Raw genomic sequence first — 20,694 nt, 5'->3', positions numbered from 1 at the left:
GACGAAAAGGAGATGTCTCATGACAACCCGACGCACCATTTTTGCCACCGCCCTCAGAGCCGCGATGGGGGCCGCCCTTCTCGGCACCCCGATCATGGCTGCGGCCCAAACCCACACCGCCCCGTCTCAGACGGCGGTGATGCAGGCCGATTACGTCGTCAAACCCGGCGTGACCCTCAACGCCCGCAGCGGCCCCGGCACCGGCTATCATGCGGTGACCACATTCGCCCCCGGCACGCCGCTGACCGCACTGGAGAGCTCCCGTGGCTGGGTAAAGGTCTCGGCCCATGGCACCGCCCCGCTCTGGGTATCCGCCGCCTATCTCGACCCAGCGCCCCAACCGCAGGGCCTCAAGGTCATCCCGCAGGCGAAACCGGACCCGAGCAAACCCGCGTTCGAAGGCAGTTATCCTCTGGTGATCCGCCAATAAGCCCGCAGAGCCGGTTTTAAACCTTCGAAAAAGCAGGGGTGCCCTGCTTTTTCTTTACACGGGCGACGGAAGCCCTGCCCTCATCCGTTTGAGATCAGGAACCGCAACCGTCTGGCGGTCAGAGCAGAAAAGGACACACCCCATGAAATTCACCCCGAAAACCTTCGCCGCACTGGCATTGAGCGCCCTGATGGTGGCGGCCCCCGTCGCAAGCTTTGCCCAGAGCCAGCCGCAACAGCAACAACAGGCGCAAGGTCAGTATTACGTCAAACCCGGCGTCACCCTGAACGGTCGTTCCGGCCCCGGCACCGGCTATGGCAAGGTATCTGCGCTGAAAGCCGGCACCCAGCTTCAGATCGTCAAGAAACAGGGCGAATGGGCTCAGGTCAAAACCGATGGCGGCACGCTGTTGTGGGTCTTCCTGAGCTACCTGACGCAGACCGCGCCGCAGGCCCAGAAAGCCGCACCGCAAGCCAGCAAACCGGCGCAGCAAAAAACGCAACAGCCGTCGCAGCAACAGCCGCGCCCGTAATCGACGAACTCAGAGAGCGCGGGATTACCCGCGCTCTTTCCAACGCTTCATCTGCCGCATCATGCCGTGAAACACCTGCACGTCGGATTTCGTCAGCGGCATGCGCGACCAGAGATTGCGCAGCACCATCTTCATCCCATCGGCCTTTTCCGGCGGAAAGAAGAAGCCGGCCTCGTCGAGCACCGTCTCATAATGATCGCCGAGCTTTTCCACCTCGATATGGCCCGCCCAGTCCGTCTTGGCCATTTCCATGACTTCGGGCACCGCATCCGTTGTCTGACGGCCCCATTCATAGGACATCAGCAACACCGCCTGCGCCAGATTGAGCGAGGCGAACGCCGGGTTCACCGGCACGGTCACAATGGCATTGGCCTCGACCACATCCTCATTCTCGAGCCCTGCGCGCTCCGGCCCGAACATCACGCCGACCTTCTTGCCCTCCGCGACCAGCGCACGGGCATGTTCCATGGCCCGCTCGGGCGTCATCACCGGTTTGGTGATCCCGCGCATCCGCGCCGTGGTGGCGAACACGTAATCGCAATCGGCCACCGCCTCGCGCACCGTCTCGAAATGCCCGGCCTCATCGAGCAAACGCCCCGCGCCCGAGGCCATGGCCACCGCTTTCGGATTGGGCCAGCCATCTCTGGGCGCCACAACCCGCATCCGGTCGAGACCGAAATTCCACATCGCCCGCGCGGCCCCGCCGATGTTCTCGCCCATCTGCGGACGCACGAGGATCATCGCGGGGGTGATGAGTGCGGGGTTCGGGTCTTTGGGCGCGGACATGCGATATTCCTTTGCAGTTTCGCGCGGGATAACGACATTTGCCCCAGCTCGCAAGGCTTCCCCCCGCCCGCGCCTTAGGCTATAGCGGGCGAAACTCCACCCGAGGTGCCAAGATGTCCGAGCCGCAAAAAGAACTGCCGCAGATCTACCTGCTGACGCCGACCGCTTTCGAGCCGGACGAGTTCGCGCCGAAACTCGCGGCCGTGTTGGACGCCCATGAGGTTGCCTGTGTGCGCCTCGCTTTGGCCGCCAAGGACGAATACGTTCTGGGCAAGGCGGCGGATGCCTGCCGCGAGGTCTGCCATGCCCGCGATGTCGCCATCGTGATTGAAAGCCATGTGGCTCTGGCCGAGCGCCACGGGCTCGATGGGGTTCACCTGACCGATGGCGCGCGTTCGATCCGCAAGGTGCGCAAAGTGCTGGGCGATGACGCCATTGTCGGCTGTTTCTGCGGCGCCTCGCGCCACGACGGGCTGACCGCGGGCGAGATCGGCGCGGATTACATCGCCTTCGGCCCGGTGGGCGAGACCGATCTGGGAGACGGCACGCAAGCGCCGCGCGATCTCTTTGACTGGTGGTCGCAGATGATCGAAGTGCCGGTCGTGGCCGAAGGCGCGCTGACGGTCGAGATCGTCAAGGATTTCGCCCCGGTGACGGATTTCTTTGCCGTGGGCGATGAAATTTGGTCGACGGAGGACCCGGTGAAGGCATTGGGCGATCTGATTGCCGCGATGGGGTGACAAACTGACCGCACCAGTGCTCATGTCCTTTGCCGGTTTGCCCGGCACCGGCAAAACCACGATCGCCCGGCACCTGTCACAGACAACCGGCGCGGTCTATCTTCGGGTGGACGAGATTGACGCGGCAATCTGGGCCATCGACCCGGACCGCGACATTGGCCCGGAAAGCTACCACATCGCAGCAGCCCTTGCGGCCTCCAATCTCGCACTGGGACACCGGGTGATCATCGATTGCGTGAACCCTTGGCCCATCACCCGCAAGATTTTCACAGAAGCCGCAACACGCGCCCGGGTGCGTCTCCTCGGCATTGAGACCCGTTGCTCCGATCCTTTGGTGCACCGTGCGCGCGTCGAGGAGCGCATCATCGACGTTCCGGGGCTTGAGAAGCCGGATTGGCAAAAGGTCATGTCCCGCGACTACACGCCATGGGACGAGGCCGATCTGCGGCTCGACACCGCACAGCTTTCCGTGATGCAGGCGGTGGCGGAGATCGAAGCCCGTCTCAGCTAAAATCTGTCTGGACCTTATACATCCACATACGCCGCCGGAATCTCCGGCAACCCGGAGCGCACCGCCGCCTCGCAGCGCGCAGCCATCTCCTTACGGTCCTTGACGTCCTTCACCGCAATCGGCTCGTGGAAAATCACCTCCACAGCCCCCTGCGGCGCGGCCTTCAGCACCTGCAAAAGCGACGGCCCAAACTCCATCTCGCCCCACCAGCCGTAAAACCGCGCATCCTCGCCCTCGGGCGCGATATAGCGCGCGGTGACCGGCTGAATCCAAACCTCGTCGCGCAACTCAGGCGTAAAGAACGCCGCGAACAGCGTTGGTTTGAAAGGCAAAACCCGAAGGCTGTCGCTCGACGTGCCTTCCGGGAAAAACAACAGCTTATGCCCCATATGCAGCCGCTCTTCGAACAGGCGTTTCTGTTCGGCGGCCTCTTTGCGCTCGCGGTTGATGAACACCGTGCCCGTCGCCTTGGCCATGGTGCCGATCCCCGGCCAGTTCGCCACCTCGGCTTTCGAGACAAAGAAAATCCGCTGCACCGCATTCAGAACGAAAATATCGAGCCATGTCGAATGGTTCGCCACAACCGCGCCGTGATGGTGCATCGGCGTGCCTTTGACCGTCAGCTTCATGCCGAGAAACCGCAATGCGTTGCGCGATACAAAGCGCGGGAAGACCGACGACCACGGGCGACGCTTGCCAACCACAAGCACCTCAACCGCGCGGGTCGCCAGCATCAGCACCATGCAGATCAGGATCATCAGCACGATGGGCACACCCCGCCGGAGCGCCCGCCATGTGCCCCATGTCACCGGCTTTGGGTCAGACGGAGGGATGCGGCTTTCCCAAAGCGGGCCGTTCTGCGGGCTCATGCACCAAGACCTTTGGTGTACATCGCGCGTTGCCGCGGCGAGATCATCTCTGTGTCGAGGATCAAAAGCACATCGACCGTGTTGAACGCCTGGTCGACAAAGGCCCCCTCGCCCACCGTGCCGCCAAGCCGCAGATAGGCCTTGATCAGCGGCGGAATCGCCAGCATCGCGCGTTTGCGGTCGATCTCCTCCAAGGGCATCAGATCCATGCTCTGGAAATGCTCCGGCAGGGCACGGGCGCGCAGCATCTCCGGCGCGAGGTGATTGTGATGCAGCCAGGACAGCGCCTCGGCATGCAGATTCACATCCACGCCAAAGAACGAGGCCGTGCCGAACAACACGTCATAGCCCTCCTCGATCACGTATTTCGCCAACCCCGCCCACATCTCGAACAGGGCCATGCCACCGCGATAGTCTTTCGCCACGCAGGACCGCCCCAGTTCCAACAAGCGCTTGCCGGAGGTTTTCAACGCCGTGAGATCGTATTCCCCCTCGGAATAGAACCGCCCCAACTCTGCCGCCTTCTCCCCGGTCAATAGCCGGTAGACCGCCACGCATTGCTCCAGCGGGTCTTCGGAGCGGCTCGGGTCGATCAGCATCAGATGCGCATAATCCGGGTCGAACCGGTCGGCCTCGAGCTGGGCCGCGTGATCGACCATCTCACCATCCGACCCCAACTCCTCGACGAACACCCGATAGCGCAGCCGCTGCGCCGCCCGCAAGTCGTCCGCGTCGCGGGCAAATCTCAGCTGAAACGGCGTTTTGTGATCTTGCGACGGTTTTTGCGACGGGGCAGCGCTCATGCGGGTCTCTCTGCGGCGGCTCATGGCCTTTAGGTGGGCGGGTTTTAAGATTTTGTTGATCTCAATGCAACAGAATGCCGGTAACCCGCACGGGGATATTCGCGCAAAGGTTGTGAGATACGACCGGTTGCGCGACCATGAGGAGAACGCGGGTCTGCGGACCCTTCGTCAAAAAACAGGGAGGAGCGCGACGCGTCGGCTGTCGATCACAATCTTGCCGGCATGCTGGAACATTACCGTAATCTTGCCATTGATATTGGACTGCACCTGACCAAGCCCCCAATCCGGCTGAGACGGATGGCGCACCATCTGCCCCGGTTCCAGCATCGCGTTGAGATCGTCCATGACAGCGCCTTTCACAAAATTCCAAATCCGGAGACCCTATGACCCAAGACCTGACCCGAGACATCGCCGCCATGATCGGCTCCCGCATCTGCCACGATCTGATCAGCCCGGTGGGCGCGATTGCGAACGGGGTGGAATTGCTGGCGATGTCCGGCGCCGGTACCGGACCTGAGCTTAGCCTTATCTCCGAAAGCGTGGAGAATGCAAACGCCCGCGTGAAATTCTTTCGCATCGCTTTCGGCATGGCCTCCCCGGGCCAGATGACGTCGCGCACGGAAATCGCGGGCATCCTCAAAGCGGTCTCGACGGCGCGCCTGACCTATGACTGGACGCCCACGGAAGACCTGCCGCGCGAGGAGGTCAAACTCGCCTGTCTCATGCTGATGTGTCTGGAAACCGCCCTGCCCCGTGGCGGCGTCATCAAGATCGGGTACACCAACGGCCAATGGCAGCTCCGCGCCTCGGCACAACGTCTCGAACCCGCACCCGATCTCTGGGCCCGGCTCGGGTCCGTCACGGCGCCGCAGGGGCTCAAACCCTCCGATGTGCAATTCCTTCTGGCGCCGATGCAGGCCGCCGCACTGGGCCGCCGCATCACCCATAGTTCGGGCGACGGGGTGATCTCGCTTCTGGCCTGAACGGGTCAGGACAAAGGCGCGCCGATCTCCCCGCGCGCCCGCTTTTCATGTCAGCTCAAAACCTCGCCTCAGGCCCGCACGGCCCCATCCGAGGTCACGAGATATTTGAAGCTGGTCAGTTGCTCCGCGCCCACCGGGCCGCGCGCGTGCATTTTGCCCGTCGCGATGCCGATCTCCGCTCCCATGCCGAACTCGCCACCATCGGCGAATTGCGTCGAGCTGTTGTGCATCAAAATCGCGCTGTCGAGGCGGGAGAAGAATTTCTCAACGCTCTCAGGCGTTTCCGTCAGGATGCAATCGGTGTGCGACGAGGAATAGCGCTGGATATGCGCGATGGCCGCATCGACATCCGCCACGACTTTCGCCGCGATGATGCTGTCGAGGTACTCACGGCCCCAGTCCTCTTCGGTGGCGGGCGTCACCGCCTCGACCATGGCCTGAACGGCGGCATCGCCCCGGACCTCAACGCCTTTGTCGACCAGCGCCGCGACCAGATCACGCCCCAGCGTGTCGGCAATATCCCGATGGATCAGCAGACATTCCGCCGCGCCGCAAATCCCGGTGCGCCGGGTTTTCGCGTTGAGCACAACCTTCATCGCCTTCTCCGGATCGGCGGAGGCGTCGACGAAAATATGCACGATGCCTTCGAGATGCGCGAACACCGGCACGCGGGCCTCGCGCTGCACGAGCCCCACAAGCCCCTTGCCACCGCGCGGCACGATGACGTCGATATAATCGGTCATATGCAGCATTTCCGTCACCGCCGCCCGGTCACGGGTCGGCACGCGTTGGATCGCATCTTCGGGCAGACCCGCCGCGCGCAGCCCCGCTTTCAGGCAGGCATGGATCGCGCCGGAGCTGTGAAAGCTCTCCGAGCCGCCGCGCAAGATCACCGCATTCCCGGCCTTCAGGCACAACGCCCCCGCATCCGCCGTCACATTCGGGCGGCTCTCATAGATCACGCCGATCACGCCCAGAGGTGTGCGCACGCGCTTGATATGCAGCCCGTTCGGACGCTCCCATTCGGCGATCACATCGCCGACCGGGTCTTTCTGCGCCGCGATGGCTTTCAAGCCGTCGATCATGCCCTGAATCCGGGCTTCATCCAGCTTGAGCCGGTCCATCATCGCATCTGTCAGGCCCTTTTCGCGGCCAAAGGCGAGGTCTTTCTCATTCGCTTCGATGATCTCGGCACGGGCCTCCCAAAGGGCCTCCGCGGCGGCCAAAAGCGCCTGCTCCTTGGCCGAGCTCGAAGCCGTGGCAAGCTCCCGCGCCGCCTCTTTCGCGCGTTGGCCCAGCTCATTCATCATCTGTTTTACGTCAATCTCGGTCATGTCACCAAATCGTCTCTATGGATCAAAGCGGCCCGGCCAGCATAGCCGAGGATCGCCTGTATGTCGTCGGAATGCGCGCCCTTGATGGCTTCTGCTTCCTCGGAAGTGTAGCGCGACAGCCCGAGCCCGATGCGCGCCCCGTCAGGCCCGAGCACCACGACTGGTTCGCCGCGGCCAAAATGGCCCACAACCTCCTCGACGCCGACGGGCAACAGGGATTTTCCTTTCGCAAGCGCCATGACCGCGCCCGCGTCGATATAGATCTCGCCCTTGGCTTTCATCGCGCCGATCCAGCGCTTGCGGGCATGTTCCGGGTCTTCGGCGGCCAAGAACCACGTCGCGCGCGCGCCATGCTCCAGCGCTTTCAAAGGCCGTTCTTTCGAGCCTTCGGTGATCGCCATGGTGCAGCCGCCCAAAGTGGCGGTTTTTGCCGCCATCACCTTGGTCTTCATGCCGCCTTTCGACACGCCCGACACCGGATCGCCCGCCATCGCCTCGATCTCCGGCGTGATCTCTTTGACCACGGGCAGATGCACCGCATTGGGATCGAGCGAAGGGTTGGCGGTATAAAGCCCGTCGACATCCGACAGCAACACCAGCCGGTCCGCGCCGATGGTCACGGCGATGCTGGCGGCCAGCCGGTCGTTGTCGCCATAGCGGATTTCGTCCGTCGCGACCGTGTCGTTTTCATTGACGATGGGCACGGCTCCCAAGGACAAAAGCGCATCGAGCGTCGCGCGCGAGTTGAGATAGCGGCGGCGATCCGCGCTGTCTTCGAGCGTCAAAAGGATTTGCGCCGTGGTGATGCCGTGCGGCTCAAGCACCTCCTGATAGGCGCGCGCGAGGCGGATTTGGCCCACAGAGGCCGCCGCCTGCGACTGTTCCAACGGCAATTCGCCCGCCGGCAGATGCAAAATCCCCCGCCCCAAAGCGATGGAGCCCGAGGACACAAGGATCACATCCGCGCCTTGGGATTTGAGCATGGCGACGTCCTGCGCCAGCCCTTCGAGCCAATGCGACCGCAGCTCGCCGCGCTCCACCAGAAGCGCCGAGCCGATCTTGATCACGATGCGTTTCGCCCCTTGGAGCGAGGCGGTCAGGGGTGCCAAGTTTCACCTTCCTCACCGTCATCCTCTTCGGCCTGTTTGATCCGAAGACGATCCATGGAAATCTCCGCCTTGAGCGCGCGCAGAACCGTATCGACCCCCTCGCGGGACACGCCGGACATGGTATAAACCCGCCCGCCCGCCGCCTTTTGCAGCGCCGCAAGTTTCTCTTCGACCTCCTCTTCGAGAAGGCTGTCGATCTTGTTCAAAACCGTCACACGCGGCTTATCGCCCAAGATGTGGGAGTAGTTGTTGATCTCGGTAATAATGGTCTCGTAATCCGCCACCACATCTTCCGACGTGCCGTCGATCAGGTGCAACAGCACGGCGCAACGCTCGACGTGGCCGAGGAACAGATCGCCCAGACCACGGCCCTCGGACGCGCCTTCGATCAGGCCGGGAATATCGGCCACAACGAATTCCGCGCCGTCGATGCCGACGACGCCGAGGTTCGGGTGCAGCGTGGTGAACGGGTAATCCGCGATTTTCGGCCGCGCATTCGAGGTCACCGACAGGAAGGTCGATTTGCCCGCGTTCGGCAGGCCCAAAAGCCCCGCGTCGGCGATCAGTTTCAGCCGAAGCCAGATGGTGCGGTCGATGCCGGGCTGGCCGGGGTTGGCCTTGGCGGGCGCCTGGTTCGTCGAGGTCTTGAACCGCGCGTTGCCCCAGCCGCCGTTGCCGCCCTTGGCGAGCACGAATTTGTCGCCCACCTCGGTCAGGTCGGCGATCACCGTTTCCTCATCCTCATCAAGCACTTCCGTGCCAGAGGGGACGCGCAGGACGATGTCGTCGCCATCCTTGCCGGTGCGGTTGTTGCCCATGCCGGACTGGCCGTTCTGGGCGAAGAAATGCTGTTGGTAGCGGAAGTCGATCAGCGTGTTCAGCCCGTCGACCACCTCGATGATCACCGAGCCGCCCTTGCCGCCGTCGCCACCGTTCGGCCCGCCGAATTCGATGAATTTCTCACGCCGGAAGGACACACAGCCGTTGCCGCCGGAGCCGGAGCGGATGTAGACCTTGGCAAGATCGAGGAATTTCATAAGTCTTGTCCTTTGCTGCCCCGCCCGATGTGTTCAGGCCCGAGGCTTTCGGGCAGATGTATCTTGCCCGGTCGTTAAACTCAATTCTTGTTTCGCGCCTCAAACGCGTCGCGGGTCAGGATCATGTCGATCCGGTCGACCTCATACCCGCGCGCAAGGCTGAAGTTGCGCGATGCGCCGGTCTCGACAAAGCCCATGCGCCGCAAGACCTTGGAAGAGCGGGCATTCTCCGAAAAATAGCCCGCCTCGATCCGGTCCTTGCCGGTCGTGGCGAACCACGCGCTCAGCACCGCTTCCGCCGCCTCCGGCATGATCCCCTGCCCCCAATGCGCGCGCCCGAGCCAATAGCCGAACTCGCCCTCGCAGCCGATGGTGCCGACGATCCGGCCCTGAAATTCGATGCCGAAGACAAAGGCCTTCGCGGCCACCCTTCGGGTGAACCAGTTCGCATCGTGAACAGAATACGGATAGGGAACACGGGTCAGCCATTTGCTGACCTCGATGTCATTGAGCACCCGCACGACATCGGGCGCATCCGAGGCGCGGAAGGGGCGCAGGGTGAGGCGGTCTGTTGTGAGGATCATGGCCATCGGGGTCTTCCTTGGTGGCGACCCCGAATTTCGAGGCCCTTAGAGTTTGCGCAGATAGGTCCAGGTTGGGACATGCGCGCCGCGCGCAACGGAATAGGTTTCCGCATCGCCGAGATATTCGAAACCGCAGGCGGTCACCACGCGGGCAGAGGCCTGGTTGTCCTGAAAAATCTCCGCGAACATGGTTTTGGACTTCATTGGATTGGCGTCGACCATTGCGGCAAGCGCGGTGCGGGCCAGACCCGTGCCCCAGAACGCGGGCGCAACCCAGAAGGCCACTTCGCATTGGTCGCGGTCGAGCGGCTTCAGGGAAATCACCCCCAGCACCTCGGAGAGCTCATGGGCGGAACCGTCGAGAATCCAGACCTTTTCCTCGGTCTCCGGTTTCAGCGACCGGGCAACGAAAGCCTCCGTCGCGCCCGGCGGCATCGGATGCGGCAGAGAGCGCGAATTGCGCGCCACGCGCACGTCGCTGACATACATATTGAGCAGACCGGCGTCCGAACGGCGCGGCGGGCGCAGCACAAAGCGCTCCGTCTCGATCACGGCCTGCGTGCCGCGGTCCAACCTGTCGTCAACCAAATCCATTCTCATCTCTCTTCCTCCAAATCTGCTGCCGCGCGCCTCTCTCCCAGAAGGCGGCTTCCGGTCGACACCGAAAGCGGGCCTGCCGTGGCATCCTCTGCGCGAGGGGCGCAGCATGCGTTTTACGACAGTCGTGTTAACCACAGCTGAAAACTGCGGCGTGACGAAGGCACATTTGGCCAAACTTTAAGGTTTCGATCAAGCCTTTCCTGACGGAGGCCCCGATCGCGCACATAGCAAAGGGGACCGGCTTGCGCCGATCCCCCCAATGATTTTTACCGTCTTGAGGTCGGCTTATTCGGCGGCTTCCGCAGCCGGAAGCACGGACACGAAAGTGCGTTTTTTCAGACCTTTGTGGAAGGTCACTTTGCCGTCGGTCGTTGCGAAGATCGTGTGATCTTTGCCCAGACCCACGCCTTCGCCCGGCCAGAATTTGGTGCCGCGCTGACGCACGATGATGTTACCGGCAATGGCCTCTTGGCCGCCGTAGAGTTTGACGCCGAGACGGCGACCTGCGGAGTCGCGACCGTTACGGGACGAACCGCCTGCTTTTTTGTGTGCCATGGTGTTCTCTCCTTAACGTGTCTTACTTGGCCAGTTCTTTGGCCTGTTCAACCCATTCGGGTTTCACTTTGACGGCGTCGAACGCGTCGGCGTCGACAGCGGCGAGCTGAGCGAAGGTGGTGATCCCAGCTTCAACCAGTTTTTTCGCAGCAGCCGGACCCACACCGTTGATCGCGGTCAGATCGTCAGCACCCGCAGCGGCGGCCGGAGCTTCGGCTTTCGCGGCTTTCTTCGGAGCAGCGGCAGCAGCCGGAGCGGCAGACACGGAGCCTGCGCCGATGGCGGCTTTCACACCGGTCGCATCCGCACCCGCTTCGAGGATGTCGGTGATGCGGAGCAGCGTGAGCTGCTGACGGTGGCCTTTGGTGCGCTGCGAAGAGTGCTTACGGCGACGTTTGACGTAGTGGATGAGTTTCTCACCCTTGATTTGGTCGATGACTTCGGCTTGCACGCCGGCGCCGGCCACGAAGGGCGCGCCGATGGTGGAGCCAACCATCAGAATCTCGTTGAACTGGACTTTTTCGCCAGCATCGGCCGCAAGTTTCTCAACGCGCAGAACGTCACCCGCCTGCACTTTGTATTGCTTACCGCCAGTTTTCAAAACCGCAAACATGCAGTCTTCCTTTCGATATACCCGCGTCCTGTGGCCCCGGTTTGCTTTGAAAATCATCTGAAAATCAAAGCGTTCCGATGTTTGTTGCCGCGAACAGCGCGCCCCTCCGAGGGGACGAGATTGTCATGAAAGATGCCTGCCTGCGAAAACCGTTCCGACAAAAAGACATCACCCGGTCGAGCCCAAGGGTCCGCCGGGTGCGCGGTATATCGGGAATCATCGCCGAAAAGTCAAGTCCGCTGTGCCCCGGACACCCCGCTCAGAGCTGTTCGCCCTGATATTTCTGCATCAGCATCGCCGTGCCCGCCCCCAGCCCCCGCGACAGGTGTTCGTACACCGCATCGAAAGAGGCGAAAAGCGCAGTGTTGAGCTGTTGTCCCGCGTCCGTGCGGGCGAAGTCGATATAGGCCTCGAACTCGTCGTCGCTCAGCGGTTCATAGGCAAGCGTCGAAAACCCGTAGACCCATTCGGAGACATCGGCACGCACCTCCGGCTCGCTGGCCCAGATCTCGTTCAGGAGATCACCGTCGGTCAACCCCTCCTCCGCCTCGAAGCCTTCGCTCCACAGCCCGCGGTAATAGGCGATGTCACTGTTCATCGCGCCGACCACGTTCATCTCCACCAGATCGTTGACCTCAACGTAATCCTCGATCAGCCGCGCACGCACTGTGTCCGGATCGAGTTCCGCCCAGGCCTGCCCTGCCGCCGCCTGCGCCGCCTCGTCGGACATGGCCTTGCGGGTCTCAAGTTCGAGCCGGGCGATGCGCCCGCCCAGATCGGTAGAGAAAAACGCCACCATCTCCGGCAAATCGCAACCTTCGAGCGCCTCGGCCATCTCGTCGAGGAACGCTTTCGACATCGCCGCCGGATCGTAGAGACGGCCCAACATGTCCTTCCACGCCGGTTTCGGCACGCCAAACCCGCCCTCGGAGAAATCTTCGGCCATGTCCTGGCCTTCCTGCGCCAGCACAGAGACCACCTCATCGAAGAGCATGACCTCCATCAGCGCACCGAGCTGCGCCTCGTCGACCTCCGCCGCGGCGGCAAGCGGCAGCGCAGAGACCAGCGCGACACAGGCCAGCCCGCGCAACACGGCCCACCCCCGGTCCCGGGGCGTCGGCTCGAATCCCATGTCGAATTTCATGGATTTGGCGCGTGTCAGAGCGGTCATCATGGTCCTTTCCAAGGTCCTTAGCGGCGGCAGTGTGCTGACAACAGCTAAACAAAGAGTTGAGACAGGAACAAGTCACGACATCGAAATGTTCCGCTCCGACGAAATCCCCGGCGAAATTTCGCGACACCTGTCGGAACGATTGCTCAAAAGAATGTCACGAAAGGGGTTGCACACGGCGCGCAGCACGGATAAATCACCCGCCACCAGACCCCCGCGGAGAGGTGCCGGAGTGGTCGAACGGGGCGGTCTCGAAAACCGTTGTCCCTTTACGGGGACCCAGGGTTCGAATCCCTGTCTCTCCGCCATAATCCCATCGTATTTGCGTTCCCCCACGTCATCGGACGATCCCGAATGGATCGTTTGCGTATGGTGTAACAACCGGGAAATACCGCCTCAGAAACAGAAACCATCTTGTGCGCAGAGGCGGGCCTTGGTTTAGAAAGACCGACACATTGGCCGGAGCCCCCACTTGTCTTTGATCAGCCTGTCCCATCTGGACCAAGATTTGCAAAAGAAATATGTGCTGAGCTGTCTCGCCGAGATCTGGCAGGACATGGGCCTGACCGTGCATGTCGGCCCCGGCTATGCAGAAAATGCCGATCTCTGTGTTCTGCATCACGACGTCACCCGTCTGTCCCCGAACCGGGTGCCACAGGCGCCGGAAGGGATGCGGGTGCTCAACGGCAAGGTGCTGGACATTTCCAAGCGTCGCTATTCCTCGCTTCGGGTGCAACCGGGTGCGGATTGGGACGGGCCGGTCATCGTCAAATCGAACCTCAACCATTTCGGCGGGCCCGAAGCGCGCAACCTGCCACGGCTGACGCAACTGCGGCTCAAGGCGCAAAGACGTCTCGCCCGGTTGAACTGGGATCTGGCCCGCTGCCTGCCAAAGAAAACCTACCCCGTGCTCGACCGCCTCGATAAGGTGCCCGGCTGGGTCTGGGAGCGCGACGATCTTCTGGTCGAACGCTTCATGCCGGAACGTGAAGGCGATCATTACTGCCTGCGCGGCTGGCTGTTCTTCGGCTCCGCCAGCTACGGCTACAAGCTGGTGGCGACCGATCCGCTGGTGAAGGTCCGCACCATGGTGCGCTATGAGTATCTCGAGGAGGTGCCGCCGGAGCTGCAACGTCACCGCGAGGAGATGGGCTTCGACTTCGGCAAGTTCGATTATGTCATGCAGGACGGGCGGGCGATTCTTCTGGACGCCAACAAGACCCCGAGTTTCGCGGGCGACCGCCGCTCCGAACGCATCCTGCGGCTGGCCCGCGCCGTCGAGGAGTTCCTGCCATGAGACGCACTCTCTCCCAGCTGCCCCCGCTCACCCTCAGCGGGCAAGAGACCGCGCTCTGCCCCGAAAACGCCGCCTATATGGCCCGCACCGATCTCGAACAGACACGGATGCTGGGCTATACGCCGCTCAATCTCGATGCGGTGACCACGCTCCTGCTCGGCCTGCTGGGAGCGCGGGCGACCGTGCGCCACATCTGCGGCACCACAGACGAGATTCTCGGCTGCCTCACCGAGGCGGGCCTGTCGATCACCGAGGAGATCCATCGCTACGAAACCGGGGCAGAGGCCGAGGTCCTCGCCGAGCGGCTGATCGCGGAAGGTCGGAAGCTGTTCTGGCCCTACCCGCTGCGTGCCGGACGGTTTGCCGATGAGGCCCATCTGGTGCCGCCCGCGCTCTGGGCCCGGCTCAACAGCAAAACCGCCCTGCCCGATCTCGTCCCGCCCGAGGCGCTTGCGCCCCGGCAAAGCCATGTGACCGGGGCGCTGCCGGACGACATCCCCCTGCCCGCCTTTCTCAAGGCCGGGGGCGAGCACGCCACCGGTTGGGGCTATGCCGTGCACCATTGCGCCACCCCCGCACAGGTCGCACAGGCGCGCACCGCTTTCCTCGCCCAGAGCATCGACACCGTGATCGTCGAGGCGGCCATACCCCTGCACCGCTGCTGGTGCGTCAATCTCTCGGTCTCGCCCGACACCGTGCAACTGCTCGGCGCCGCCGAACAGACCTTTTCCGCCCCGGCGCGCCAAGCGGGCAGCGTCATCGACCCGGACACGCCCTATCCCGAGGCGGGCCATGCGCTGGCTCTGAGTGTCGCTGACGCGGCCCGCAGGCAGGGCTTTCTCGGGATCTGCGGGCTGGACATCGGCCAGACCGACGACGGGCGGCTGATCGTCTTCGACCCGAATTTCCGCGTCAACTCCTCCACTCCGCAAATCCTGCTGCACAGGGCGGCGGCGGCGCGCAGCGGGTTGCCGGTCAGCCTGTCTTTCTCCGGTCGCACGCAAGGCGCGATGTCCCGCCTGATCGCGCGGATCAAAGGCCCCATCGCGGACGGCTGGTTCGTCCCGACACGGCTGCTCGACGCGGCGCTTTTGCCCGCAGCCGACGGGATAAACCTGTGCACCGGTTTCGTGATGGCCGAAACGCGCGCGGCGGCAGAGACCCGCAGCCGCGACCTTCAGACCCTGATCGACACTTGAGGATGTCCCCTCAGCCGCCCGCAAGACCCGACATGTGTTCTGCACAACACAGTTTCGGGCCTCCGAACGGCGGCACGCGCGCCCCTCTCACCATCGCCATTCATTTATGTTAATATTTGGCAACCACACGTGGCGTGGAATTTGATTACAAGGGGAAATCCACATGAAAAATATTCTTAAGATTGCCGCGGTATTTTCGTTGAGCGCCGGAACCGCTTTGGCCGGAGGCTATAGCGAGCCCGTCGCAGAGCCCGTGATCCCGGTCGCACCCATGGTCGATGCCGACTGGGGCGGTTTTTATGCCGGTCTCGGCTATGCCGGTTTCTTCGGTGAGGCCGATTATGGCTCCGACTACGAATTCAAGGACACCGCGAACCCGATGCTCTTCGCGGGCTACCGTCTCGACAAGGGCAAACTCGTCTACGGCCTCGAACTGGCCGCCTCTTTCGGCGACGTCTGGGAAGACGGCTACACGGACAGCTACGGCGTGACCGCGCTCTACGACCTGAAGGCCTCCTTGGGCTATGACATGGGCAAGTTCCTGCCTTACATCAGCCTCGGCTATTCCTTCGGCGATTACATGTTCAGCGGCAACGACGGCTACGACATGGACGGCTATCTCGTCGGTCTCGGCTTCGACTATGCGATCAACGACAAGTTCACCGCCGGTCTGTCCTACGACTACCGCGACATGGATGTGGACGGCGTCGATGTGAATCTTCAGTCGGTGGCCCTGAAACTGGCCTATACGTTCTGATCTTTCTCAGATCCGACCGCTTTTCAAAGGCCCCCAACGGGGGCCTTTTCTATGGCGAGACACACCCTCAGTCGTCCGCCTCGCAGAGCTGTCGCTGTTCGCCCAGCCCCTCGATGCCAAGCCGCACCTCATCCCCCGCGCGCAGGAAGCGTGGCGGGGTCATGCCCATGCCGACACCCGCAGGCGTGCCGGTCGAGATGATATCGCCGGGGCGCAGCGTAAAGAACTGCGACAGATACGAGATCAGGAACGCCGGTTTGAAGACCATCGTCGCCGTGGACCCCTCTTGCATCCGCTCACCGTTGACATCGAGCCACATCCTGAGCGCGTCCGCATCCTCGATCTCATCCGGGGTCACGAGCCACGGCCCCACCGGCCCGAAATTGTCCGAGGACTTGCCCTTGGACCATTGCCCCGCGCGCTCCAACTGATAGCTGCGCTCCGACACATCGTTGATCAGGCAATAGCCCGCCAGATGATCGAGCGCGTCCTCTTCCGCGACATATTTCGCGGGCTTGCCGATCACCAGACCAAGCTCGACCTCCCAATCGACCTTTTTTGCGCCGCGAGGGATCAGGATCGGATCGTTCGGGCCGCAGATCGCCGAGGTGTATTTCGCAAAGATCACCGGCTCCTCCGGCAGCGCCATACCGCTTTCGGCGGCGTGATCGGCGTAATTGAGCCCGATGCAGATGAACTTGCCGACACCGCCGACACAGGGGCCATAGCGCACCTCCTCGCTCACCAGCGGCAACGCATCGAGATCCAGCCGGGTAATTTCGCCCAGCCGCGCAAGCTGATCTCCCGCGATGTCGTGAATGTGATCCGACAGGTCCCGGAGCCGCCCCTTGCCATCGATCACTCCGGGTTTCTCCGCCCCCGCCCCGCCAAAACGCACCAGTTTCATAATTTCTCTCCCTTTGCTTTCCTCTTTCATGCCCGGTCCCGGCCCACATGTTAAGCCGCAATCCTCGCCCCCTCCGTCTTGTGCTCGCTTTCCCGCTCCGCCGCTCTTGTCACGCCCCGGCAAATCGCGAATGTAAGGACGCAATCAGCCCGGAGCGCCCATGTCCACCGCCAGAGCCCGCCACGCCATTCTCGCCCTGTCCATCGGCACCCTGTTCTTCCTGTTCGAATTCGTCGCCCGCATCTCGCCCTCCACGGCAACGGCGGCGATCACCCGCGATCTCGGGCTGTCAAGCGCCGCGCTCGGGGTGTTTTCCTCGCTGTTCTTCTGGGTCTATGCGCCGATGCAGATCGTCGTCGGGCTGTTGCTCGACCGCTGGGGCGCGCGGCGGTTCGTCGTTCCTGCGATTGCCCTTTGTGCCGGTGGCATCGCGCTTGTCGGCGCTGCCCCCAATGTCGAGATCGCCGGGATCGGGCGGCTGATGACCGGGTTCGGGGCCTCTTTCGCCTTCGTCGGTGCGCTCTACGCGGTCAACCACTGGTTCGCCCCGGCGCGCTTTGCGCTCTTGTCCGGCCTCGTCAACGCGGTCGGCATGCTCGGCACCGCGATCGGCGTGGTCTGGCTAACGGCACTGACCGAAACCGCCGGATGGCGACCGAGTTTTCTCGGCATCGGCGCAGTCGGCGCCGGGCTTTTCCTCCTCGCCCTGCTGTTCTACCGCGATGCGCCTTCTGCGGGCGACACGGAAACCCATGCCAACCCTCTGGGCCCGCTGCGCCAGATTGTCAGAAGCCCGCAGGTCTGGTTGATCTCCCTCGTCGGCGCTCTGATCTACATGCCGATCAACGTCTATGGCGGACTTTGGGGCAACGCGGAACTGACCACCGATCACGCGCTGTCTTCCGTGTCTGCGGAAACCGCCGTCTCCATGGTGTTCTGGGGCATGGCGGCTGGCTCGGTGCTCTGGGGCGCCGTCTCCGACGCCCTGGGCCATCGCAAATGGATCGTCTTCGGCGGTGCCGTGGCCGCCACGCTCGCCTGGTCCGCCGTCATTTTCACCACCACCGACAGCGTCTGGCTCCTGTCCGCAGCCCTGTTTCTGGGCGGACTGTTCTGCGGCGCGCAAATGCTCACCTTCGCCATGGCCAAGGAAGGTCAGGACCAGAGCACGGTCGGCACAGTCACCGCTTTCGTCAACATGATCGGCATCGGCGCGGCTCTGGTGTTCCAACCCCTCGTCGGATGGCTGCTCGACCGCACAGGCGGCGATCACGCGCTGGCGCTCGCCTCCGTGCCGGTCTGTCTTGCCGTGGCCGCCCTTCTGGTCCTCACCCTGCGCGAACCCGACCAGCCGCACCTGCACCGCAGGCGGCACTAGCGGCCTGCTGGCCTCAGTTCATCCGGCGCAACTCCATGCAGCCGCCCTCGGGCATCATCATGTCCGGCTGCGGCAGGGACAAAAGCGCATCGAGCCCCGCGTTGTCCACCACCAGATCCTGCAATGTCATCTCGTCGAGCACGCCGTAAAACGCTTCAAGCGCCGCATTGAGCGCAACCCGCAACCGACAAACCGCATGCAGCGGACAGGTGTTGCCCCCTTCCGTAAAACATTCGGCGAAGGGCACCCCCGCCTCGAAATGCCGCATCACCTCGCCCAGCGAAATCCGGTCCGGCGTGCGCGCCAGAACGATCCCGCCCGCGCGCCCGCGCGCCCGCGCGTGGTCTCGATATAGCCCCCCGCCGCCAACAGATGCACCACCTGCGCCAGATGGTTCTCCGAGGCGTTCGCCGCCTTGGCAATGCCCGCACGGCGGATCATATGGCCCTCGTTCACGGCGCAGGCCATCAACACACGCATGGCCAGATTGGTTCGGATCGTCAGACGCATCTGCGGTTCTTGCTCCACTTAGAATGACACAAATTCAAATCACGTTAGAGCGCGCTCTGCCCCCGCGACGTTGATCTGTGTCAGAAAGGTATATCTCAAACTGAGAAATAAGTCCCGTCGAATGGCACTTCAAGCGATCCTCCGCCAAGCCCCTCGACCGTCAGCCGGTCCACGCCGACGTGCACCCTCGCCACGCCACGCCAGCCCGACGGCTGTTTCAGCACCGCGATGGCATGGCGCAGGGTGATCCGCCCCTCCGCTCGAAGCGCAAAGGCAGTCACCACCCCTTCACGCGCCACCGCATTACCGCCAAGCGCCGCACGATGCCCCTCGGCCCCCGCCGCACAGCCATCCTCGATGCCCAGAACCCCGTCATGCCGCCCGTCCCAGGGCGCATAGTCCCGCCCGCCATTCGAGATCCAGAGCATGGTGACCGGCATCACCCGACTGTCCTTCAACACCACGACAATGTCACCCGCCGCGGCGCGCGACACGGCGGTCCAACCAATGCCTCCGGTGTCCGCCTCAATCAGCGTGACGAAATCCTCATGCCCGGTTTTGCCCGACCCGGTTTCGCCCGGCCCGCTCCCCCGCGGATAGCGCGTCAGATCGACCGTGCCGCCATCTGCACCGGGAAACCGCGTCAGATCCTCGCTACGGGTGTTTGCCGCCAAAATATGCGCAGTCTCCAGCGGCGCGTTGCTCACCGCCGCGCGTTTCGGCGAATAGGCGATGCGATCGCCGGGCGAGACCCGGAACATCGGATGATGCGCAAAGGTCAGCCCGCCCTCGCCGCCTGCGATCACATGGCGCTGATAGAGCACCGGGTGGCCGTCGCAAAACCGCAGTTCCTTGGTGATCTTCGCTCCCATCACCTCGCGTTCGAGCGCCAGCTTCATCACCGCGCAGGCCCCATCCTCGGCCCGCACCACCGGATGCCAGCGTGAATTCGCGCTCCAGCCATGCGGCGGATCGCTCACCAGATCGGATGTGCCGAAGGGGGCCGCGAGAAAATCCCCCGCCAGATGCGCGTCGATCACAGAGCCCGCCGCCTCAGCCGCAGGCGTGCCGACCCAATGCGCGGTATGAAAAATCTCGCGCCCGTCGAGCGTAAAACGCCGAATATTGCCGACCTCCGGGTCGAACGCCAGATCGAGCGGCCCCGCCCGAAGACGCAGCCAACGCTCCATCAGCCCCTAAACCCCGTGGCGACCACGAATTTCTCGGAACTGTCAGACCGCGAGGCCGGCGGCTTCATGTTCACCACCTTCTCGAATTTCTGCTTCAGAATACCCTGCAACTCGCCCTCAGCGCCCCCCGCCAGCACTTTCGCCACAAAGGTCCCGCCCGGCGTCAAGACGTCAAACGCCAGATAAGCCGCGGCCTCGCACAGCGCGATGATCCGAAGGTGATCTGTCTGCTTGTGGCCCGACGAGGCCGCCGCCATGTCGGACATCACCACATCGGCCTCGCCGCCGAGCCACTCTTTCACCTGCTCGTCCGCATCGTCGGACATGAAATCGAGCTGATAGGTCTGAGCCCCCGCAATCGGCTCGACCTCCTGCAAATCGACGCCCAACACGGTGCCGATCTTCTTGCCGCTCTTCTCGCCAAGCGCATTCACCCGCTTGACGGCCACCTGACACCAGCCCCCCGGCGCACAGCCGAGATCGACCACCCGCGCGCCCGGCACGAGAAAGCGGAACTTGTCGTCCAATTCGAGAATCTTGAACGCCGCGCGCCCGCGATAGCCCTCGAGCTTGGCGCGCTTCACGTAAGGATCGTTGAGCTGACGCTCCAGCCAACGGGTCGACGACAGCTTGCGCCCGCGCGCAGACTTCACCTTCACCCGCAAATCGCGCGCGCCGCGCCCGGATGAGTTGCCAGAAGATTTCTTGTCGGCCATCGCTCAGAGTCCTTTTGATCGAAAGGCCTTATAACAGCAACGCCGCCCCTTGGGAAAGGCCTTCCGATTTGAGTATTTTCACA

General features: G+C 63.1%; 24 protein-coding genes, 1 tRNA gene and 1 pseudogene. 10 read left to right on the top strand and 16 right to left on the bottom strand.

What is annotated here, in order from left to right; translation table 11 throughout:
* Positions 1-19: 19 nt before the first annotated feature.
* Together V1471_RS04115 and V1471_RS04110 are read left to right on the top strand one after the other, a co-directional pair.
* On the top strand, positions 20-430 hold the full coding sequence (locus tag V1471_RS04115; RefSeq protein ID WP_434287045.1) for an SH3 domain-containing protein: 411 nt from the start codon (positions 20-22) through the stop codon (positions 428-430).
* A gap of 142 nt (positions 431-572) precedes the next feature.
* On the top strand, positions 573-962 hold the full coding sequence (locus V1471_RS04110) for an SH3 domain-containing protein (protein WP_434287044.1): 390 nt from the start codon (positions 573-575) through the stop codon (positions 960-962).
* A gap of 24 nt (positions 963-986) precedes the next feature.
* On the opposite strand, the gene V1471_RS04105 is transcribed toward V1471_RS04110, so the two are convergent.
* On the bottom strand, positions 987-1,748 hold the full coding sequence (locus V1471_RS04105) for an RNA methyltransferase (RefSeq protein WP_434287042.1): 762 nt from the start codon (positions 1,746-1,748) through the stop codon (positions 987-989).
* Between the two features lie 113 nt (positions 1,749-1,861).
* On the opposite strand from V1471_RS04105, the gene V1471_RS04100 reads away from it, so the two are divergent.
* Together V1471_RS04100 and V1471_RS04095 are read left to right on the top strand one after the other, a co-directional pair.
* The gene (locus tag V1471_RS04100) at positions 1,862-2,488 is read left to right on the top strand and encodes a thiamine phosphate synthase (RefSeq protein WP_434287041.1); all 627 of its coding nucleotides are present in this window, start codon (positions 1,862-1,864) and stop codon (positions 2,486-2,488) included.
* A complete protein-coding gene (locus V1471_RS04095; RefSeq protein WP_434287040.1) occupies positions 2,472-2,999 on the top strand; it encodes an AAA family ATPase in 528 nt (175 codons plus the stop codon). The genes V1471_RS04100 and V1471_RS04095 overlap by 17 nt, the downstream gene beginning before the upstream one ends.
* Before the next feature lie 14 nt (positions 3,000-3,013).
* Here V1471_RS04095 and V1471_RS04090 read toward each other — a convergent pair whose 3' ends face one another.
* The 3 genes from V1471_RS04090 to V1471_RS04080 all read right to left on the bottom strand — a co-directional run bounded on the left by V1471_RS04090 (position 3,014) and on the right by V1471_RS04080 (position 5,016).
* Positions 3,014-3,868 carry a lysophospholipid acyltransferase family protein gene (locus V1471_RS04090; protein ID WP_434287039.1) on the bottom strand — a complete coding sequence of 285 codons (855 nt, stop codon included), beginning with the start codon at positions 3,866-3,868 and terminating at the stop codon, positions 3,014-3,016.
* Entirely contained in the window at positions 3,865-4,671 is an 807-nt protein-coding gene (locus tag V1471_RS04085) for a GNAT family N-acetyltransferase (RefSeq protein ID WP_434287037.1), read from the bottom strand. Before V1471_RS04085 ends, V1471_RS04090 begins: the two co-directional genes overlap by 4 nt.
* Before the next feature lie 168 nt (positions 4,672-4,839).
* Positions 4,840-5,016 (bottom strand): DUF3553 domain-containing protein, encoded by a 177-nt coding sequence (locus tag V1471_RS04080; protein ID WP_434287036.1) that lies wholly within the window; start codon positions 5,014-5,016, stop codon positions 4,840-4,842.
* Between the two features lie 38 nt (positions 5,017-5,054).
* Here V1471_RS04080 and V1471_RS04075 point away from each other — a divergent pair, with 38 nt between their 5' ends.
* Positions 5,055-5,654 (top strand): histidine phosphotransferase family protein, encoded by a 600-nt coding sequence (locus tag V1471_RS04075; protein ID WP_434287035.1) that lies wholly within the window; start codon positions 5,055-5,057, stop codon positions 5,652-5,654.
* A 68-nt stretch (positions 5,655-5,722) separates the two neighbouring features.
* Here V1471_RS04075 and V1471_RS04070 read toward each other — a convergent pair whose 3' ends face one another.
* The 8 genes from V1471_RS04070 to V1471_RS04035 form a co-directional block, all read right to left on the bottom strand.
* Positions 5,723-6,988, bottom strand: coding sequence for a glutamate-5-semialdehyde dehydrogenase (locus V1471_RS04070; protein WP_434287034.1), 1,266 nt, complete (start codon positions 6,986-6,988; stop codon positions 5,723-5,725).
* Positions 6,985-8,088: a glutamate 5-kinase gene (gene proB, locus V1471_RS04065; protein WP_434290856.1), complete on the bottom strand. Its 1,104-nt coding sequence runs from the start codon at positions 8,086-8,088 to the stop codon at positions 6,985-6,987. The genes V1471_RS04070 and proB overlap by 4 nt, the downstream gene beginning before the upstream one ends.
* The gene (gene obgE, locus V1471_RS04060) at positions 8,085-9,134 is read right to left on the bottom strand and encodes a GTPase ObgE (protein WP_434287032.1); all 1,050 of its coding nucleotides are present in this window, start codon (positions 9,132-9,134) and stop codon (positions 8,085-8,087) included. Before obgE ends, proB begins: the two co-directional genes overlap by 4 nt.
* A gap of 80 nt (positions 9,135-9,214) precedes the next feature.
* The gene (locus V1471_RS04055) at positions 9,215-9,724 is read right to left on the bottom strand and encodes a GNAT family N-acetyltransferase (protein WP_434287031.1); all 510 of its coding nucleotides are present in this window, start codon (positions 9,722-9,724) and stop codon (positions 9,215-9,217) included.
* A gap of 39 nt (positions 9,725-9,763) precedes the next feature.
* The gene (locus tag V1471_RS04050; RefSeq protein ID WP_434287029.1) at positions 9,764-10,318 is read right to left on the bottom strand and encodes a GNAT family N-acetyltransferase; all 555 of its coding nucleotides are present in this window, start codon (positions 10,316-10,318) and stop codon (positions 9,764-9,766) included.
* Between the two features lie 285 nt (positions 10,319-10,603).
* Positions 10,604-10,873, bottom strand: a complete 270-nt coding sequence (gene rpmA / locus V1471_RS04045) for a 50S ribosomal protein L27 (RefSeq protein WP_434287027.1) — start codon at positions 10,871-10,873, stop codon at positions 10,604-10,606.
* 22 nt (positions 10,874-10,895) lie between these two features.
* Positions 10,896-11,486, bottom strand: coding sequence for a 50S ribosomal protein L21 (locus tag V1471_RS04040; RefSeq protein WP_434287026.1), 591 nt, complete (start codon positions 11,484-11,486; stop codon positions 10,896-10,898).
* A gap of 259 nt (positions 11,487-11,745) precedes the next feature.
* Positions 11,746-12,657 carry a DUF2059 domain-containing protein gene (locus V1471_RS04035; protein ID WP_434287025.1) on the bottom strand — a complete coding sequence of 304 codons (912 nt, stop codon included), beginning with the start codon at positions 12,655-12,657 and terminating at the stop codon, positions 11,746-11,748.
* 218 nt (positions 12,658-12,875) lie between these two features.
* On the opposite strand from V1471_RS04035, the gene V1471_RS04030 reads away from it, so the two are divergent.
* The 4 genes from V1471_RS04030 to V1471_RS04015 all read left to right on the top strand — a co-directional run bounded on the left by V1471_RS04030 (position 12,876) and on the right by V1471_RS04015 (position 15,910).
* Positions 12,876-12,965: transfer RNA gene (locus V1471_RS04030), tRNA-Ser, on the top strand.
* Positions 12,966-13,129: 164 nt separating this feature from the next.
* On the top strand, positions 13,130-13,954 hold the full coding sequence (locus V1471_RS04025; protein ID WP_434287023.1) for a hypothetical protein: 825 nt from the start codon (positions 13,130-13,132) through the stop codon (positions 13,952-13,954).
* Positions 13,951-15,153, top strand: coding sequence for a hypothetical protein (locus V1471_RS04020; RefSeq protein WP_434287022.1), 1,203 nt, complete (start codon positions 13,951-13,953; stop codon positions 15,151-15,153). Before V1471_RS04025 ends, V1471_RS04020 begins: the two co-directional genes overlap by 4 nt.
* Positions 15,154-15,316: 163 nt before the next feature.
* Positions 15,317-15,910, top strand: coding sequence for an outer membrane protein (locus tag V1471_RS04015; protein ID WP_434287021.1), 594 nt, complete (start codon positions 15,317-15,319; stop codon positions 15,908-15,910).
* Positions 15,911-15,977: 67 nt separating this feature from the next.
* On the opposite strand, the gene V1471_RS04010 is transcribed toward V1471_RS04015, so the two are convergent.
* Positions 15,978-16,817, bottom strand: a complete 840-nt coding sequence (locus V1471_RS04010) for a fumarylacetoacetate hydrolase family protein (RefSeq protein WP_434287019.1) — start codon at positions 16,815-16,817, stop codon at positions 15,978-15,980.
* Between the two features lie 160 nt (positions 16,818-16,977).
* Here V1471_RS04010 and V1471_RS04005 point away from each other — a divergent pair, with 160 nt between their 5' ends.
* Positions 16,978-18,195 (top strand): MFS transporter, encoded by a 1,218-nt coding sequence (locus tag V1471_RS04005; RefSeq protein WP_434287018.1) that lies wholly within the window; start codon positions 16,978-16,980, stop codon positions 18,193-18,195.
* Positions 18,196-18,208: 13 nt separating this feature from the next.
* Here V1471_RS04005 and V1471_RS04000 read toward each other — a convergent pair.
* From V1471_RS04000 to V1471_RS03990, 3 genes and pseudogenes are all read right to left on the bottom strand, one after another.
* Positions 18,209-18,705 (bottom strand): annotated as a pseudogene (locus tag V1471_RS04000) (RrF2 family transcriptional regulator).
* A 95-nt stretch (positions 18,706-18,800) separates the two neighbouring features.
* Entirely contained in the window at positions 18,801-19,895 is a 1,095-nt protein-coding gene (locus V1471_RS03995) for a hypothetical protein (protein ID WP_434287017.1), read from the bottom strand.
* Positions 19,895-20,611: an RlmE family RNA methyltransferase gene (locus V1471_RS03990; protein ID WP_434287016.1), complete on the bottom strand. Its 717-nt coding sequence runs from the start codon at positions 20,609-20,611 to the stop codon at positions 19,895-19,897. The genes V1471_RS03995 and V1471_RS03990 overlap by 1 nt, the downstream gene beginning before the upstream one ends.
* Positions 20,612-20,694 lie beyond the last annotated feature (83 nt).

This window comes from Celeribacter sp. SCSIO 80788 (assembly GCF_051054295.1).
Classification (GTDB): Bacteria; Pseudomonadota; Alphaproteobacteria; order Rhodobacterales; family Rhodobacteraceae; genus Celeribacter.
The sequence above is the reverse complement of the archived record's forward strand: the minus strand, read 5'-3'. Positions and strand labels throughout refer to the sequence as shown.